The organism is Janthinobacterium amylolyticum, assembly GCF_051380655.1.
GTDB lineage: Bacteria > Pseudomonadota > Gammaproteobacteria > Burkholderiales > Burkholderiaceae_D > Janthinobacterium.
Genome location: NZ_JBNYXL010000009.1, coordinates 102667 through 120007, shown reverse-complemented (window position 1 = coordinate 120007; position 17341 = coordinate 102667). Strand labels below are relative to the sequence as shown.

The following is a 17341-nucleotide window of genomic DNA, read 5'->3' as shown; positions in this document are numbered from 1 at the left end:
ATCCTATCGGGGTACGTGGCAGTCCAATTTATCACAGGTCCGGCAAAAAGGCGCCGGACCTGCACAAGCAGCGGCGCCTGTGCTTAAGGCATCACGGCGATATGTTGCAAACCGGCAGTTTCTTTCAAGCCAAACATCAAGTTCATGCACTGCACGGCCTGGCCGGAAGCACCTTTGACCAGGTTATCCTGCACCACCAGCACGATGACGGTGTTGCCGCCTTCAGGACGGTGCAGCGCCAGGCGCAGCATGTTCGAGCCGCGCGTGGAACGGGTTTCCGGGTGCGAGCCGAATGGCATCACGTCGACGAAAGGCTCGTCCTTGTATTGCGCTTCGAACAAGGATTGCAATTCTTCATTGCTGACTTCCTTGTTCAGCTGCGCGTACAGGGTCGAATGCATGCCGCGGATCATCGGCACCAAGTGCGGCGTGAAGGTCAGCGCCACTTTCTCGTCCGTGAAGCGCTGCAGCTGCGCCGTCGTTTCCGGCAGGTGGCGGTGGCCGGCCACGCCATAGGCCTTGAAGCTGTCGCTGCTTTCCGAGAACAGGATGCCGATTTCCGCCTTGCGGCCGGCGCCGGACACACCCGACTTGCAGTCGGCAATGAGACCTCCGGCATTGACCAGGCCAGCCTTGAGCAGCGGGTAAAAGCCCAGCTGCATGGTGGTCGGGTAGCAGCCTGGATTGGCGATCAGCGTGGCTTGCTTGATATCTTCACGGTTCAGCTCCGGCAAACCATACACGGCTTGCGCGATCAGTTCCGGCGCCGTGTGGGGAATCTTGTACCACTGCTCGAACTTGGCCTGGTCTTTCAGGCGGAAGTCGGCGGCCAGGTCGATGACTTTCACGCCGGCGGCCAGCAGGGCCGGGGCTTGTGCCATGGCAACGCCGTGTGGCGTGGCGAAAAATACCACGTCGCACTGCTCCAGGTTGGCCTTGTCGGGCGAAGTGAACGCCAGGTTCACGTGGCCGCGCAGGGAAGGATACATGTCAGCAACGGGCAAGCCATCTTCCTTGCGCGAGGTAATCGCCGTCAACTCGACATCCGGATGGGTTGCCAGCAAACGCAGCAATTCCACGCCCGTGTATCCAGTGCCGCCGACGATGCCAACTTTGATCATGTTCTTTCCTTGTAGAGGTGTTGCTTGAAGATGAGGGGAAACGTTCCCCATGGGGTTTTTCGCGTATTTTACAGCGCAACGGCGCATCCCGCTGAAATGCAAAAAAGCCGCGGGACCGAAGTCCAGCGGCTTTTCGACCAGCACCCCGGAAGGTGCTGTAGCGTAGAAATTAACGCTTCGAGAATTGCTTTGCGCGACGTGCTTTGCGCAGACCAACTTTTTTACGCTCGACTTCACGTGCATCGCGGGTCACGAAGCCGGCTTTCGCCAGTTCCGGTTTCAACGCTGCATCGTAGTCGATCAGAGCGCGGGTGATGCCGTGACGAACTGCACCAGCCTGGCCCGACTCACCGCCGCCATGGACGTTGACTTTGATGTCGAAACGCTCGACATTGCCGGTCAGTTCCAGTGGTTGACGGATGACCATCAGACCCGTTTCGCGCGAAAAGTATTCGTTTGCTGGTTTGCCGTTAACAACGATCAAGCCTGTGCCAACTTTGATAAAAACCCGAGCCACTGCACTTTTGCGACGGCCGGTTCCATAATTGTAATTACCGATCATGTCAGTTCCTTAGAGAACAAGTGCTTTAGGTTGCTGAGCAGCGTGCGGATGGGAACCTTCCGCGTACACTTTCAGCTTCTTGATCATTGCGTAGCCGAGTGGGCCTTTAGGCAGCATGCCTTTGACCGCTTTCTCAAGCGCGCGACCTGGAAAACGCTGTTGCATTTTCTGGAAGTTAGTTTCGTAGATGCCGCCTGGATAGCCAGAGTGACGGTAGTAAATTTTCTCAGTAGCTTTGGTACCGGTCACACGCAGTTTGCCTGCGTTGATGACGACGATGAAGTCGCCGGTATCGACGTGAGGAGTAAATTCTGGTTTGTGTTTGCCGCGCAGTCGGAGTGCCACTTCGCTGGCAACACGTCCGAGGACTTTGTCCGTCGCGTCAACCACGAACCAATCGCGCTGGACTTCATGTCCTTTAGCGGAAAATGTTTTCATGTTGACTTCCTAATAGATTACACGCTCAAATGGTGGTTCCGCCGATGCTGCTATGCGGACTCTGCCTTATTTACTTTTCCTGAGCGAACGGAAAGCCGACAAGTATAAGCGGCTTTGCCTTGCCGCGTCAAGCCGCAATGCAGGCAGGCTGCGGCCCGGCGGGCGGCACATGGACAGGCATTCCTCTATTACAATACAAAACGCTTACAATTTTCGGAGAGTACGATGGAATGCAAAGTCAGCTGGAATGGCCCGTCGGGCATGAGTTTTCGGGCAGAAACGGGTTCCGGCCATCTGGTGACCATGGATGGCGCGCCCGATGGCGGCGGCCACAACCTGGCGCCACGCCCCATGGAAATGGTCCTGCTGGGCACGGGCGGCTGCACCGCCTATGACGTGGTACTGATCCTGAAACGCGGACGCGAAGCCGTCAGTGGCTGCGAAGTCACCCTGAAGGCCGACCGCGCCGAGACGGACCCGAAAGTATTTACCAAGATCCACTTCCACTTCAGCGTACGCGGCAAGGCCCTGAAACCGACGGCCGTGGAGCGGGCGGTGGCCTTGTCGCATGACAAATATTGCTCGGCATCCATCATGCTGGCCAAGACGGCGGAAATCACGCATTCCTTCGAGATCATCGAGGAGTAGGCCGGATTGGCGGGGCAAGGCCCCGCGTAATCCGACGACACCGGTAGCGCCAACAATGTTGTCGGATTACGGCCTGCGGCCTAATCCGACCTACCCGACCTGTCAAATGTAGTAAGCGGTTTTTGTCATCAATTTACCCATGATGCCCATCAGCGCCTTCACGGGTGCCGGGGTGTCGATGGCGCCCAGTCGCTGGGCGGCGGCGCCGTGCTCCACTTCGTCGATGGCCATCTGCTTGACGATGGCGCGCGATTTCGCGTCCTGCGGCGGCAATTCTTCCAGGTGGCTGGCCAGGTGCGCTTCCACCTGGCGTTCCGTTTCCACCACAAAACCCAGGCTGCGGCCGTCGCCCATGCGCGCGGCGATGGTGCCCAGCGCAAACGAACCGGCATACCACAGGGGATTGAGCAGGCTCAGGCGCGAGCCCAGCTCCGTCAGGCGCTGCGCCGTCCAGGCCAGGTGATCTTCCTCTTCGCGTCCCGCTTCGTCGAACTGTTCACGGATGGCGGCGCTATGCGCATAGCGCGCCTGCGAGTTGTACAGCGCTTGCGCGCACACTTCACCGACATGGTTGACGCGCATCAGGCCGGCGCTGTGGCGCTGTTCCGCCGCGCTCAGTGCCGCATCGGGCGCGTGCGCGGCCGGCGACGGGCGCGAGGCGGAAGCCACGCCTGCCATCACGCGCAAGGCCTTGTCGGCACCAACAATCAAACGGTCCAGGGGGTCAAAGTAGCGGTGGGCGGTCATCGTGGCTGGGCTCATGTATGGGAAAACATGAATTATAGGACGATAGTGGCTGGCAGTCCCCACGCCGCGCGCAGGGCGAACGGGGCTTTATTGACCTGTGCGCGCTTTTTCCTGCTCGATCCAGTCCACCACGGGACCGACGGCATCGAGGCCGGACAGGCTTTTTGCCACGCCCAGGTTCAGTGAAATCAGGAAGGAGATACTGTCGACGGGGATATCCGGGCAGTGCTGGGCGAAGGCGGCAAGAAAGCGCTCCGATTGCAGCACGCGCAAGACTTTCTCGCCGCTCATGAATTGCAGCACGCTGGCAATGCTGTGCCCGCCACCGAGCGAGTGGTAAATGAAGCGGTTGTACTGCGCGTCGATCAGCTTGAAATCCAGCGTTTCTTCCGTCATCAGGCCCGCCAGGTAATACAGGCCCAGGCTGACGCGGAAGAAACCGATGGCTTCGGCACTGGTCATGCCGGCACGCGCCACGGCCAGTACCTTGTCCTGCATTGCCTGATCGATCGTTTGCATTGCGCTCTCCCGCGCCGTCCGCCGGCGCCCACCGGGCCAGCTTGCATGAAAGTGCTGTTTTTTTCAATAGACCAAACGATATTTCCACCTTGCAAGTTACATTTTTTGCATGCTACTCTAGCTCCTCACTGTCGAATGGATGAAACACATGATTGAGGTCAAGCACCTGGCAAAACGTTTCCGCATGCCGCCCCACAAGGGCAAGGCCATGCACATCAGCGATCCACGCGAACATGACGGCTGGTTCCATGCCGTGCGCGACGTCAGTTTCAGCTGCGCTCCCGGCGAAGTGCTGGGGCTGCTGGGGCCAAATGGCGCCGGCAAGACCACCACCTTGCGCCTGCTGTCGACGGCCTTGCAGGCGGACGCGGGCAGCGCCCTCGTCAATGGCGTCGATGTGCTGAAGCAACCGCTGGTGGCGCGCCAGAGCATCGGTTTCCTGTCCGGCTCGACGGGCCTGTACGGCCGCCTGACGGCGCGCGAAAACGTCGAATATTTCGGCCGCCTGCATGGCATGCCGGCCGACAAGCTGAAACGCCGTTGCGACGAACTGTTCTCCCTGCTGCAGATGGAGGAATATGGCGGCAAGCGCGCCGATCAATTGTCGACGGGCATGAAACAGAAGTGTGCGATCGCCCGCACCGTCGTGCACGAGCCGCAAGTGGTGATCCTCGACGAACCGACCACGGGCCTGGACGTGATGTCGGCCAAGATCCTGCTCGACTTCATCGCCAGCTACAAGGCCCTGCGCGTGCCGCTGATCTTTTCCACGCACCACCTGCACGAGGTGGAAAAGCTGTGCGACCGCGTCTGCATCATCAATCGCGGCACCACCGCCTTCAACGGCACGGTCGACGAACTGCGCCATCTGGGCGGCAGTGCCGATCTGTACGACGCCTTTGTCAGCGTCATCAACCAGGGAGCCTGAGCCATGTGGACCATTTATCTGAAAGAACTGCTGGAGCTCACGCGCGACCGCAAGACCCTGATCTTCACCATTTTGATCCCGATCTTTGCCATGCCGCTGATCTTCGGCGGCTTCGCTTATGTTTCCAGCAATATGTTCAAGAACGCCAAGACGGCGGAAATGCGCTACGCCCTGTTCGGCAAGGACCATTCGCCGGGCCTGAGCGCGCGTTTTGCGCAGCAGCACAATTTGCGCGAAGTGCCGCTGGCCAGCGAGGCGGAGATCCGCCGCGCCATCGGCGACGACACCATCAAGTTCGCCGTGGTCATCCCGCCGCATTTTGAAGACACGCTCAAGCAGCAGGAACAGGCCAAGGTGACCCTGCACTACAACAGCGCCAGCTCGGTGGACGTGACGCACCAGCGGGTGCGCGAGATCGTCGAGGCCTACAATGCCGGCCTGCGCGAAGGCGCCTTGTCGACCCTGAACCTGAGTCCGGCCCAGCTGGCCTTTGCCCTGAATCCCATCGTGCTCGACAAGCAGTCGACGGCCAACGAGCGCGAGCAGATGGGCGCCATCATCGGCGGCATGCTGCCGTATCTGCTGCTGATGGTCTGCCTGACGGCGGCCATGTACCCGGCCATCGACCTGGGTGCCGGCGAAAAGGAACGCGGCACCCTGGAAACCCTGCTGCTGGCGCCCGTGCCGCGCAGCGCCATCGTGCTGGCCAAGTTCCTCGTGCTGTTTACGGTAGGCATGACGTCGGCCGTGCTGATGGTCGGCAGCATGGGCGCCCTGCTGGCCATCTTCGGCAGCTCGCTGGAAGGCCACATGGCGATCCTGGTGAAGAGCATCGGCTTGCCCGACCTGGCCATGGTGACCCTGATGCTGGTGCCGACGGCCGCCATCTTCGCCTCGCTGCTGCTGTCGATCTCGATCTACGCGAAGAGCTACAAGGAAGCGGCCGGCATGATCACGCCGCTGATGCTGTTTGTCATCCTGCCCACGGTGACGGCCATGCTGCCCGGCGTCGAACTGAACTGGATCTGGGCCATGGTGCCGCTGACCAACGTCTCGCTGGCCATGAAGGAGCTGGTGAAAGGCACCATGGATTACCGCATGTTTGGTGTGATCCTGGCCTCGACCACCATCATCGCCGGCGCCCTGCTGATGCTGTGCCGCTGGTGGTTCAACCGCGAATCGGTACTCTTCCGCAACTAGACGCTGTCAAAACCTGCCGCGCGTCGCGCCTTGCGGCCTGCGATGCGCACTGTGCCAAAGCACAGCTGCGCTTCCCAGCCACAACTCGCTGCCGCTCGCTACGGTTTTGCCAAGTGTCGGACGTGTAAGGCGGGGTGCCACCCACCCCGCCCATCTGCACTCTGGGCACGCGAAAATGCCGTGTATCGCATGCAACTGCCCAGTACGTCTTAAATTCAATACAATGCCAGCATAGATAAGCTCCGCAACATGGGGCGGCAACAGCATGAGCAAGGAGTTGTATGGAATTGCAGATCCGCAAATTGTCGAAGACCTACGCGAATGGCGTGGTGGCGCTGGACAACGTTTCACTGACGATCCCGCCAGGCATGTTCGGCCTGCTGGGGCCGAATGGCGCCGGCAAGTCGACCCTGATGCGCACCCTGGCGACCTTGCAGGAATGCGATTCCGGCTCCGTCTTCTTTGGCGACTATGACGTGCTCGACGACAAGGACGAGGTACGCCGCATGCTGGGCTACCTGCCGCAGGACTTCGGCCTGTACCCGAAAGTGACGGCCTACGAGCTGCTCGACCACTTCGCCATGCTCAAGGGCCTGTCGCAGCGCGCGCGCCGGCGCGAAGTGGTCGAAGGCCTGCTGCAGCAAACCAATCTGTTCGACGTGCGCCACCAGCGCCTGGGCGGCTTTTCCGGCGGCATGCGCCAGCGCTTCGGCATTGCCCAGGCCTTGCTGGGCGACCCGAAACTGATCATCGTCGACGAACCGACGGCCGGCCTCGACCCGCAGGAGCGCGTACGCTTCCACAATCTGCTGTCCGACATCGGCGAAGACAAGACAGTGATCCTGTCGACGCATATCGTCTCCGACGTGGCCGACCTGTGCGCCAACATGGCCATCATCAACAAGGGCCACTTGCTGCTGTGCGGCAAGACCCAGGAACTGATCGATGAAGTCAGCTACAAGATCTGGGCGCGTTTTGTCGACAAGAAAGAGCTGGCCAGCTTCCAGCAGCGCCACGCCGTCATTTCCACGCGATTGCTGTCGGGCCGCACCCTGATCCACGTCTACAGCGACGACGACCCGGGCGACGGCTTCGAGGAAGCCATCGGCGACCTGGAAGACCTGTACTTCGCCACCATTGCCGGGCGCCACCGCGTCGCCCCGCAGTGCGACTGAGGGGATCGCCATGTTTGCCATCGCCCGCTTTGAAGCGCGGCAGCGGCTCAAGCTGCTGTCGACCTGGGTATATTTCGCCATGTTCCTGGCGCTGGCCATGCTGTGGATGGCCGCCGCCGGCGGCGTCTTCAAGGAAGCGAGCATCAGTTTCGGCGGCAAATTCCTGATCAACGCACCCCGCTCGCTGGCATTTACCTGCAGCCTGCTGGGCTGCTTCGGCGCCGTGGTGGTGGCCGCCATGATGGGCCGCTCGGTGCAGCAGGATTTCGAATACGGCATGCAGCACTTCTTCTTCAGCGCGCCGATCAAAAAATACCAGTACGTCTTTGGCCGCTTCCTTGGCGCCTACCTGGTGCTGGCCGTGGTGTTTTCCAGCATCGTCATCGGCGCCTGGCTGGGCACCTGGCTGCCCGGCATCGATCCGGAGCGGCTGGGGCCGCAACGGGCGCTGGCCTATTTGCTGCCGTATGTGTTTACCCTGCTGCCGAACCTGTTCATCTTCGGCGCCATCTTCTTCGTCATCGCCGCCCTGACGCGGCGCATGCTGCCCGTGTACATCAGCTCGGTGGTAATGCTGATCGGCTACCTGGTGGCGCCCTCGCTGGCGCGCGACCTCGACTACAAGACGCTGGCCGCGCTGATCGACCCTTTCGGCACCACGGCGCTGATACGCCTGACGGAATACTGGCCGAATGCCGAGCGCAACACGCGCCTGCTGACGCTGGAAGGCGTGTATCTGCTGAACCGTGCGATCTGGTCCGGCTTCGCCCTGGTGGCCTTGCTGCTGGGCTACTGGCGCTTCCATTTCCACGCCGCCCAGGATGCGGGCGCCACCAAGCGCCGCAGTGACGGCGAAGCCCCGCTGCGCCTGTCGAACGCTTCGCTGGACACGCAGGAAACGCCGGACTTCGCGCAACGCAAGCTGGGCGCCCTGCTCTTCAAGCTGAGCTGGCTCAACCTGCGCGAAACCACCAAGAACATCTATTTTGTCGTCATCGTGCTGGCCGGCGTGCTGACCATGTATGCGGGCGCGCTGGACATGGGTTCCATGTACGGCACGAATACCTATCCGGTGACGGAAAAAGTGCTGGAGATGGTGAATGCCTCGTTCGCCCTCTTCATGCTGGTGATCACCACCTTCTATGCGGGCGAACTGGTGTGGCGCGAGCGGGAAACGGGCATCCACCTGATGCTCGATTCTTTGCCGGTGCCCAACTGGCTGCCCCTGCTGTCGAAACTGTTCGCGCTGGTCGGCCTGCAAGCAATGCTGAGCCTGGTCATCATGCTGTGCGGCATGTCGATCCAGATCTTCAAGGGCTATTACCGCCTCGATCCCGGCCTGTACCTGGAATCGCTGTTCCTGTCGCACCTGCCCTATTACGCGCTGATCGCCGTGCTGGCGCTGTTCCTGCAAGTGCTGATCAAACACAAGTACCTGGCGTACTTCGCCATGATCCTGTACTACATCGCCAGCGTCAGCGTGGCGTCGCTGGGCCTGGGCGACCCGCTGCTGCTGTACGCCAGCACGCCGGATTTCGTGTATTCGGCCATGAACGGCGCCGGCCACTATCTGCTGCGCGAACGCTGGTATTTGCTGTACTGGAGCGGCGCGGCCATCATGCTGGGCGTGCTGTCGCTGCTGTTCTGGCCCCGTGGCGCGCAGGACAGCTGGCGCATCCGCGTGCGCCTGGCCCGCCATGGCCTGACGCAAGGCGTGCTGGCCAGCTTCGGCATCGGCGCGCTGGTGTTCCTCGGCGCCGGCGGCGTGCTGTTCTACACATTCCACGTGGCCAACGATTACAAGTCCGACTACGCGCGCGATGCTGACCGCGCCAGCTTCGAGCGCCAGTACCGCAAGTTCGCCGCCACGCCGCAGCCAAGAGTCACCGACGTCAAGCTCGACGTGGCCATCTACCCGGCCCAGCGTACCCTGGCCGTGAAGGGCCGTTATGTGCTGCAAAACAAGACCAGCGTGCCCATCAGCCAGATCCTGGTGCAGCAAGACCCGACCGCCACCATGCGCCTGCGTTTCGATACGCGCGTGCATCCGGGCCTCGATGACGGCAAGCTGGGCTTTTACAGCTACCGCCTGGCCACGCCGCTGGCGCCGGGCGCCACCCTGGGCCTCGATTTTGACATTTCCTACGCGCCACGCGGCATCTTCGGCCTGGGCCAGGACACGCCCGTGGTGGCCAACGGCACCTTCTTCACGAATGCCGTGCTGCCGCATATCGGCTACCAGCCGCAGCTGGAGCTGACGGATGCGCGCGACCGCAAGAAACATGGCTTGCCGCCGCGCGCACAGGCACTGCCACGCGACGATGCGCGGGGACTCGCCGACAATTACGTCAGCAACGACGCCGACCGCATCAACTTCGACGCCACCGTCAGCACCGTCGACGGCCAGACGGCCATCGCGCCCGGCATGCTGGACAATGACTGGATCGCCAACGGCCGCCATTACTTCCATTACACGATGGAACAGCCGATCCTGAATTTCTATGCGTTCCAGTCGGCCCGCTATGCCGTCAGGCACGAGCGCTGGCAGGATGTGGCCATCGACGTGTTTTACCAGCCTGGCCATGAATACAATCTCGACCGTTTCGTGCGCGGCAGCAAGGAAGCGCTCGAGTACTACACGAAGAATTTCGGCCCCTACCAGCACAAGATCCTGCGCATCGTCGAATTTCCCCGCTACGCCAACTACGCGCAGTCGTTCCCGAACACCATTCCCTACTCGGAAGGCCTGGGTTTCATCGCCAAGGTCGACGACAAGAATCCCAAGGATATCGACTACCCGTTCTACATCACGGCGCATGAAGTGGCGCACCAGTGGTGGGCGCATCAATTGGTAGGAGGCAACACGCGGGGCGCTACAGTGCTCAGCGAAACCCTGGCCGAATACTCGGCCCTGATGGTGATGAAGAAAACCGTGGGGCCGGCCAAGATGCGCCGCTTCCTGCGCTATGACCTGAATCAGTACCTGCTGGGCCGCAGCGAAGAGCGCAACCAGGAATTGCCGCTGGCCGACAATGAAAACCAGGGCTACATCCATTACCGCAAGGGCAGCCTGGCCATGTACTTGCTGCAGGATATGCTCGGCGAAGACAAGGTCAACGGCGTGCTGCGCGAGCTGCTCAAGACCTATGGGCAGAAAGGGCCGCCCTATGCCAGCGTGACGGCGCTGATCGACGGCTTGCGCCAGGTCACGCCGCCCGCGCAGGCGTATCTGATCGATGACCTGTTCGAGAAAATCGTGCTGTTCGATAACCGCGCGCTGGCTGCCACGGCCACCAAACGCAGCGATGGCAAATATGCCGTCAGCATGAAAGTGCAAGCAGGCAAGCTCATTGCCAATGCCCAGGGAGAGGAACACGAAGCGCCGCTGGACGACTGGATCGAGATCGGCGTCGACGACGCCAACGGCCATCCGCTGCTGCGCGAACGCCTGCGCATGACAGCACGTGAAGCACGCCATACCATGATCGTCAATGGCCGGCCGGCCAGGGCGGGTATCGATCCGGACAACAAGCTGATCGACCGCAAGCCGGACGACAATATGCTGGCGGTGGATATCATCGAGCCGTAAAACACAATGGCCGCCTTGTCCGGGCGGCCATTTCTTTCTTCGTCAACGCATCCGGCCCCGGGATCAGGCGGCCGGCAGCGTGACAATACTCAGGCTGATGCCCATTTCCGTCAGGTGCTGCATGTCGGCCAGGGTCAGGTCGAACGGCGCGTCACGGGTATCGTCGCCGTGCAATTCCAGTTGCAGCTCGGCAACGATGCGCGGCATGGTGAACGTCACGCCGCGCGAGCGGCATTCAGCCAGATAGCTGCGGATGCGCGATGGCAGCACTTGCGACTTTGGCGCGTGCGCGATGATCACTTCAAAGCCGGAATCGAGGTGCACCCGCCCTCCCGCCTTGGCTTCGCCCTTGCGCCACTCGCGCTCGGGGTCGCTGGGCAAGACTTCGAGAATGGACTTGAGCGTGGGGTCATCCCCGTGCACCGACAACTTTGCCATATTCATAATGCAAGACTTTCTAGTCAGATGCCGCCAGGAAGGCGGCGCGATCATCAGACCGACAAGTCTACGCATGGACGGCAAATATGTCCACATGGCAATATTTAATATCACACCATGATTTGCGCTTTATCAATACCGCGCCACACCGCATACGGCATCCGGCGGAACCGTGTTGTTCCGCCAGAAACACGCTTTACAAGGCGACGCCCCGCGCCGCCAAGGCGGCCCGCACACCGGCGCCGTAGGCAGCATCGGCCTGGTCGAAGTGGCCGAGCTGGCGCTGCAAGGTTTCCGGCCGCACCTGGCTCAACGGTCCTGCCAGGTTGTCGAACAGGTTTTGCTTCGCCTGCTCCGACATCAGGCGGAACAGATTACCTGCTTGCGTAAAGTCGTCTTCCACGCCGCGCCCGTCGTAGCGTGCCGCGCCGCCGTCCAGCGCCAGCACCGGCTCGCCGTTGCCCAGCCCTTGCGGCGCGCTGCCTGCCGCCGCCACGTTCGCATAGTTGCGCGCCGCGCCGCCATTCTGGATGGCCATGCCGCCGTCGCGCTGCTGGTTATGGAAGGGACAGCGCGCCGCATTCACGGGCAAGTGCTGGTGATTGGTGCCGACCCGGTACAGCTGGGCGTCGTGGTAGGCGAACAGACGGCCCTGCAGCATCTTGTCCGGCGAGTAGCCCATGCCGGGCACGGCGTTGGCCGGCGAAAAGGCCGCCTGCTCCACTTCCGCGTGGTAATTGTCCGGATTGCGGTTCAGCTCGAAAATGCCCACGGGTAGCAGCGGGAAATCCGCGTGCGGCCACACTTTCGTCAGGTCGAACGGGTTCCAGCCCGTGCGCTGCTCCCACTGTGCCAGCTGCTCGTCCGTCGCCACCTGCAGCTTGATTTCCCACTGGGGGAAATCGCCGCGTTCGATGGCGCCGAACAGGTCGCGCTGGGCGTAGTCGGGGTCGGCACCGGCCAGGCGGCCCGCTTCCGCGGCCGGCAAATTCCTGATGCCCTGGCGCGTCTTGAAGTGCCATTTCACGTACACGCGCTGGCCATCCGCATTGATCAGGCTATACGTGTGGCTGCCGAAGCCATCCATGTGGCGGTAGCCGTCCGGCGTGCCGCGGTCCGAGAACAGCATGGTGACCTGGTGCAGGCTTTCCGGCGCATGGCTCCAGAAATCGAACATCATTTCAGCCGATTTCAAATTGCTTTGCGGATCGCGCTTTTGCGTGTGGACGAAGTCGGGGAACTTGATCGGGTCCTTGATGAAGAACATGGGCGTGTTGTTGCCCACCAAATCCCAGTTGCCCTCTTCCGTATAAAAGCGCACGGCGAAACCGCGCGGATCGCGTTCCGTGTCGGCACTGCCGCGTTCCCCGCCAACGGTGGAGAAACGCGCGAAGGTCGCCGTCTGCTTGCCCACTTCACTGAACAGTTTGGCCTTGGTGTAGCGCGAGATATCGTGCGTGACGGTAAAAGTGCCGTAGGCGCCCGAACCTTTGGCATGCACCACGCGCTCGGGAATGCGCTCGCGGTTGAAATGCTGGAGTTTTTCGATCAGGTGGAAGTCTTGCAGCAGCAAGGGACCGCGGGGGCCGGCGCTGATGGAATTCTGGTTGTCGGCGACGGGAATACCCGAGGCGGTGCTGAATGGCGGCTGTTGGCTCATGGCTGCTTTTCCTTCGTTGTTGACTGATGGAACCAGTGTAACTAGCTCAACAACAAAGGAAAAGATAATTGATTTTATCGAATCGATAGTTATTTACAATGCGCAAGCATTTGTACCGCACACGCCGCCCAGCTGTGCCTGCAACTTCGTCGGCTGGCCCAGGAAGCCACCGATATCGATGACCGACAGCTTGCCCGTGCCATCGTCGAGCACGAATGTGGGAAAGCCCTGCCCGCCCGCCTGCGCCAGCAAGGCGCGGCTGGCATCGATATGCCGCTGCGTGGCGGCACCCGCCTGCCGCGCATACTCGGCCTGGAAAGCGGCGCCATCCATGCCCAGCTGGCGCGCCAGTGCCGCCAGCACCGGCAGGTCGGCGATGCGCAAGCCATCCACGTAATGGGCGTGCTGCACGCACTGCAGCATGTCCAGGCCCTTGCCGGCCAGCGCCTCGGCGGCCAGGATGGCCGTGATCGGCGGTTCCGAATCCAGCATGGCCGTCGTATCGTTGAGCAAGCCGTTCAGGTAGGCGTCGCCAAACGGCTGGCCCGACAATTGCTCGATGCGCCGGTCGTGCGGCAGCACATAGCCGCGCCATGCGGGCGTGATCTGGCGGCGATTGCTGCCGCTCATCATGCCGCCGCCATGGAAGGCGACCTGCAGCCCGGGCACGGCGCGCGCCGCCTCGACCAGCGGCGCGGCGCCGTAGCACCAGCCGCACAGGGGATCGAAAATGTAGTGCAGTGTGGGCATGACGGCCGCCTTGCCGCTTACCATTGCATTTCACCCTTCGCCACTTTCGCGCTGGTTTCCAGGGCGCCGTCGAGGCCCAGCTTCGGATAGCGCATCTTCATGGCCTCGATCAGGGCGGCCGCATTGGCGGCCTTCGCCGTTTCCGCCTCGAACGTCACCAGGTAGTCGCGCGTAAAAGCGATGCTCTCCGGCGTCAGGGGCAAGCCGACCTTGAAGTGGCCGGGCACCACGGTCGCCGGTTTCAGGGCGGCGATGCCGTCGAGGGTCTTGAGCCAGTCCTGGCGCGATTGCAGACTTTGCGTATCGGCCGTCCACACGTGCAAGTTACCGAACAGCACCACGCCGCCCACCACGGCCTTGATCGACGGAATCCACACATAGGTGCGCGCTGGCGTGGGGCCGGCGATGTCCAGCGACTGGCCTTCCAGGCTGATGCGCTTGCCTTTCAACGCTTCCGGTATGACGATGCCATGCGGCGCATTGTCTTTCAGGATCGGCCCCCAGTAGGCGACCTTGGCGTCGGCCTTGCGGCGAATCTCGGCGACCGTTTCCGGCGTGGCGACGATCTTGGCCTGCGGGAAGGCCGCCTTGATCACGTCGAGGCCGAAATAGAAATCGGGATCGCTGTGGCTGATGTAGACCGTCGTCAGTTTCTTGCCGCTGGCGCGGATCTTTTCCACCAGCTTTTGCGCTTCGGCGCGCGAGAACTGCGCATCGATCAGCACGGCGTCATGCTTGCCCGCAACCAGTACGGAAGCGACGGGGAAGATGGCCGCCTCGCCCGGATTGAACACTTCCAGGGTCAGGGGCGCGCTGGCGGCGGCCGAGGCGGCGCCGGCGGCAAACACGGTGGAAACAAGAACGCTGGCAATGGATTTGGAGAACATGGTGCGCCTTCACAAGAGGATTGGGATGCACACATCTTACGTTTCTTAATCCGGTAGAAAAACCCGCAAAAGCGCAATAGTTTGTTGCTTAATTCGGATGAATTGCAAGCTGCCGCGCCACTGCATGCAGCCATTGCCCCGCCAGTTCGCCATCCCATACCAGCAGCACCTGCTCGCTGCACTCGGCGGCGGCAAGATTTTCGGGCGCGCGCAGCGCCTGATCCATTAATCAATGTGCATTTATAAGATTGCAACCACCTAATTCAATGCAAGTGCAAATTTATATATAAATATCATCAAAATAGAAAGAAACGCAGAGATAGCCAAGTTCATAAAAAATATCTTACTGAAAATTGCTGCATCATCGTCATCCACTTTGTTATTTTTTGGCCTTATACAATGTGGCAAGCTGCTAATAATCACTATAGCAAAAAATCAACATCGGAGACACCGTAACTGTCTTTCCAAATATAGCTGGAAGAGTGGTAGATGCCAATCCGACAACCAGAAAAAATATGACAATTCCTGAAATGCCATATTTTCTTGAATTGTTATCAATCATTTATTTCTCCTAACATGAGCATACCTTGCAGAGCATGCTCACCGCATAACTTGGTTAACATATTAATGTTCCATACAATAAGCGATGTAAGCAATTCCGCCGCCACATAAAGCCAATATAAATTTAAATCAGGAAAAACCATAAAAATAAAACAATACTTAAGGCGCCAACCAACCCGATTTAACATGGTCGACCAATAAAAAATAATTTAAGCACCTATTTTATACGGCACATGAAAAATCAGTGAATTTCATTCCACCCCCAAGCTAATAAAAAATTATTGCAGAAAAAGGCGGTTGCAAATATATCTTGCTTCACATCTCTCATCTTGAAAATAAGACTAATCCTAAATCTCTTAAAAATATAGTGTTATTACGGAATTTAGATATCGACCAAGTAGCCGACTGTATGTAGCCGGCGATGAATGCATCTGTAGAGAACGCAGAAAAGCCTGTTCACCACCTTGCGACCAATCCTCTGCTCACAGGTGGGCACCGGCCGCCTTGCGCGGCACAGTGTATTTTTCCACCGAGGATGTGCGCTAAAGCCACAGGCGCGGCGATGGCATAGCGGCGTCGCCAAACGTGACACATCGTCATGAGGGTGTCACATTGGATTGCTATCTTGCTAGCTCTTTCAAACCTAGCCGGATGAATCACATGACACGCAGAAAAATTTCCGTCGCTGGCTGCAGCGTCGCTATCACCCTGATGCTGGCTGCCTGTGGCAGCGACAGCAAAAAAGACGACGTGGTGGCGGAAGCGCCACCGAAAAACGTCATCTTCTTCCTCGGCGACGGCATGGGCCTGACCACCATGACGGCGGCACGCATCTATTCGGTGGGCGAAGACGGTTCGCTGACCATGGACACCCTGCCGGAAACGGCCTTCGTCAAGACCTTCTCGAACGATGCGCAAGTAACGGACAGCGCGCCATCGATGGCCGCCTACATGACGGGCGTGAAGATGAACAATGAAGTCATCTCGATGTCCGCCAACACGGTCGCCATCGATCCGGGCACGGATGCGAATGGCAACAAGCTGGTCAACAAATGCGGCACCGGCAACGGCACGCCCGCCACCACCTTGCTGGAACTGGCCAAGGCCAAGGGCTTTGCCGCCGGCGTCGTCAGCACGGCGCGCGTGACGCACGCCACGCCAGCGGCCACCTACTCGCACATCTGCCACCGCGACCTGGAAAACGATATCGCCGCGGCCCTCGTGCCAGGCGGCACGGGCTACAACAGCGCCCTGGGCACCACGGGCCTGGAAGTAGTGCTGGGCGGCGGCGCGCAATTCTTCAAGCCGTTCAAGGATGGCGGCAAGCGTTCCGACGGCCGCGACCTGGTCGCCGAGCTGAAAGCCAAGAGCTACACGGTGGCCAACACGGGCGCCGACTTCAAGGCCGTCGATGCGGCCAAGACGGACCGTTTGTTCGGCGTGTTCACCTCCAGCCACATGAGCTATGACCTGGACCGCGATGCGGCCAAGGAACCTAGCCTGGCGGAGATGACCACCAAGGCCATGGACGTGCTGGCCAAGAACAAGAAGGGCTACTTCCTGATGGTCGAAGGCGGCCGCATCGACCATGCGCTGCATGAAACCACGGCCAAGAAAGCGCTGCAAGACACCGTCGCCTTTGACAGCGCCATCAAGGCCGCCATCGACAAAGCCAAGGTCAGCGACCCGACCCTGGCCAATACCCTGATCGTCGTCACGGCCGACCATGACCACACGCTGGTGCTGAACGGCTACGCCAAGCGCACGGGCAAGACGGCGGCCGGCAACCCTGGCGTGCTGGGCGTGGTGAAGAACTACGTCACCGGCGCGGTCGAGAAAGACCTCGATGGCGCACCGTATTCGATCATCGGCTTCGGCAATGGCGAAAACCGCACCCAGTCGAGCCGCGCCGCCATGGCCAGCCTCGATGAAACCGTCACCAGCGCGAATGCCTACCACCAGGAAGCGGTGATACGCACCACGGCCGGCAATGAAACCCACGGCGGCACCGACGTCTTCCTGGGCGCCATCGGCAAGGGTTCGGAAACCTTCCTGGGCACCATCGACAACACCAAAGTATTCGGCCTGGTCAAGACCGCCGGCGGTCTGTAATCCCCA

At 60.5% G+C, this 17341-nt stretch carries 16 protein-coding genes; 6 read left to right on the top strand and 10 right to left on the bottom strand.

The annotated features are described in order from the left end of the window. Nucleotides 1-83: 83 nt before the first annotated feature. From argC to rplM, 3 genes are all read right to left on the bottom strand, one after another. Entirely contained in the window at nt 84-1121 is a 1038-nt protein-coding gene (argC, locus tag ACQ4WR_RS19770; protein ID WP_436489398.1) for an N-acetyl-gamma-glutamyl-phosphate reductase, read from the bottom strand. A gap of 169 nt (nt 1122-1290) precedes the next feature. Beyond that, nucleotides 1291-1683: a 30S ribosomal protein S9 gene (rpsI, locus tag ACQ4WR_RS19765; protein WP_010393285.1), complete on the bottom strand. Its 393-nt coding sequence runs from the start codon at nt 1681-1683 to the stop codon at nt 1291-1293. A 9-nt stretch (nt 1684-1692) separates the two neighbouring features. Beyond that, nucleotides 1693-2121 (bottom strand): 50S ribosomal protein L13, encoded by a 429-nt coding sequence (rplM, locus tag ACQ4WR_RS19760; protein ID WP_010393282.1) that lies wholly within the window; start codon nt 2119-2121, stop codon nt 1693-1695. A 225-nt stretch (nt 2122-2346) separates the two neighbouring features. Here rplM and ACQ4WR_RS19755 point away from each other — a divergent pair, with 225 nt between their 5' ends. Further along, on the top strand, nt 2347-2769 hold the full coding sequence (locus ACQ4WR_RS19755; protein ID WP_092803779.1) for an OsmC family protein: 423 nt from the start codon (nt 2347-2349) through the stop codon (nt 2767-2769). A 102-nt stretch (nt 2770-2871) separates the two neighbouring features. Here the strand turns inward: ACQ4WR_RS19755 and coq7 are convergent, their stop codons facing one another. Together coq7 and ACQ4WR_RS19745 are read right to left on the bottom strand one after the other, a co-directional pair. Further along, a complete protein-coding gene (coq7, locus tag ACQ4WR_RS19750; RefSeq protein ID WP_436489395.1) occupies nt 2872-3531 on the bottom strand; it encodes a 2-polyprenyl-3-methyl-6-methoxy-1,4-benzoquinone monooxygenase in 660 nt (219 codons plus the stop codon). 72 nt (nt 3532-3603) lie between these two features. Beyond that, nucleotides 3604-4035, bottom strand: a complete 432-nt coding sequence (locus tag ACQ4WR_RS19745; RefSeq protein WP_102297340.1) for a hypothetical protein — start codon at nt 4033-4035, stop codon at nt 3604-3606. 148 nt (nt 4036-4183) lie between these two features. On the opposite strand from ACQ4WR_RS19745, the gene ACQ4WR_RS19740 reads away from it, so the two are divergent. From ACQ4WR_RS19740 to ACQ4WR_RS19725, 4 genes are all read left to right on the top strand, one after another. Further along, nucleotides 4184-4963 (top strand): ABC transporter ATP-binding protein, encoded by a 780-nt coding sequence (locus ACQ4WR_RS19740; RefSeq protein WP_102297346.1) that lies wholly within the window; start codon nt 4184-4186, stop codon nt 4961-4963. Nucleotides 4964-4966: 3 nt separating this feature from the next. Next, the gene (locus tag ACQ4WR_RS19735; protein WP_102297337.1) at nt 4967-6163 is read left to right on the top strand and encodes an ABC transporter permease; all 1197 of its coding nucleotides are present in this window, start codon (nt 4967-4969) and stop codon (nt 6161-6163) included. 281 nt (nt 6164-6444) lie between these two features. Further along, nucleotides 6445-7338 carry an ABC transporter ATP-binding protein gene (locus ACQ4WR_RS19730; RefSeq protein ID WP_102297334.1) on the top strand — a complete coding sequence of 298 codons (894 nt, stop codon included), beginning with the start codon at nt 6445-6447 and terminating at the stop codon, nt 7336-7338. 10 nt (nt 7339-7348) lie between these two features. Then, entirely contained in the window at nt 7349-10927 is a 3579-nt protein-coding gene (locus tag ACQ4WR_RS19725; RefSeq protein ID WP_436489392.1) for an ABC transporter permease/M1 family aminopeptidase, read from the top strand. 63 nt (nt 10928-10990) lie between these two features. Here ACQ4WR_RS19725 and ACQ4WR_RS19720 read toward each other — a convergent pair whose 3' ends face one another. From ACQ4WR_RS19720 to ACQ4WR_RS19700, 5 genes are all read right to left on the bottom strand, one after another. Beyond that, nucleotides 10991-11365 carry a hypothetical protein gene (locus ACQ4WR_RS19720; protein ID WP_436489390.1) on the bottom strand — a complete coding sequence of 125 codons (375 nt, stop codon included), beginning with the start codon at nt 11363-11365 and terminating at the stop codon, nt 10991-10993. Between the two features lie 196 nt (nt 11366-11561). Beyond that, a complete protein-coding gene (locus tag ACQ4WR_RS19715) occupies nt 11562-13025 on the bottom strand; it encodes a catalase (protein WP_436489388.1) in 1464 nt (487 codons plus the stop codon). Nucleotides 13026-13118: 93 nt separating this feature from the next. Next, nucleotides 13119-13775 carry a DsbA family protein gene (locus ACQ4WR_RS19710; protein WP_436489386.1) on the bottom strand — a complete coding sequence of 219 codons (657 nt, stop codon included), beginning with the start codon at nt 13773-13775 and terminating at the stop codon, nt 13119-13121. A gap of 17 nt (nt 13776-13792) precedes the next feature. Beyond that, a complete protein-coding gene (locus tag ACQ4WR_RS19705; RefSeq protein WP_436489384.1) occupies nt 13793-14662 on the bottom strand; it encodes an MBL fold metallo-hydrolase in 870 nt (289 codons plus the stop codon). 88 nt (nt 14663-14750) lie between these two features. After that, on the bottom strand, nt 14751-14888 hold the full coding sequence (locus ACQ4WR_RS19700; RefSeq protein WP_436489382.1) for a hypothetical protein: 138 nt from the start codon (nt 14886-14888) through the stop codon (nt 14751-14753). Nucleotides 14889-15883: 995 nt separating this feature from the next. Between ACQ4WR_RS19700 and ACQ4WR_RS19695 the strand changes: the two genes are divergently transcribed. Then, nucleotides 15884-17335: an alkaline phosphatase gene (locus ACQ4WR_RS19695; RefSeq protein WP_436489380.1), complete on the top strand. Its 1452-nt coding sequence runs from the start codon at nt 15884-15886 to the stop codon at nt 17333-17335. Nucleotides 17336-17341: the final 6 nt, after the last annotated feature.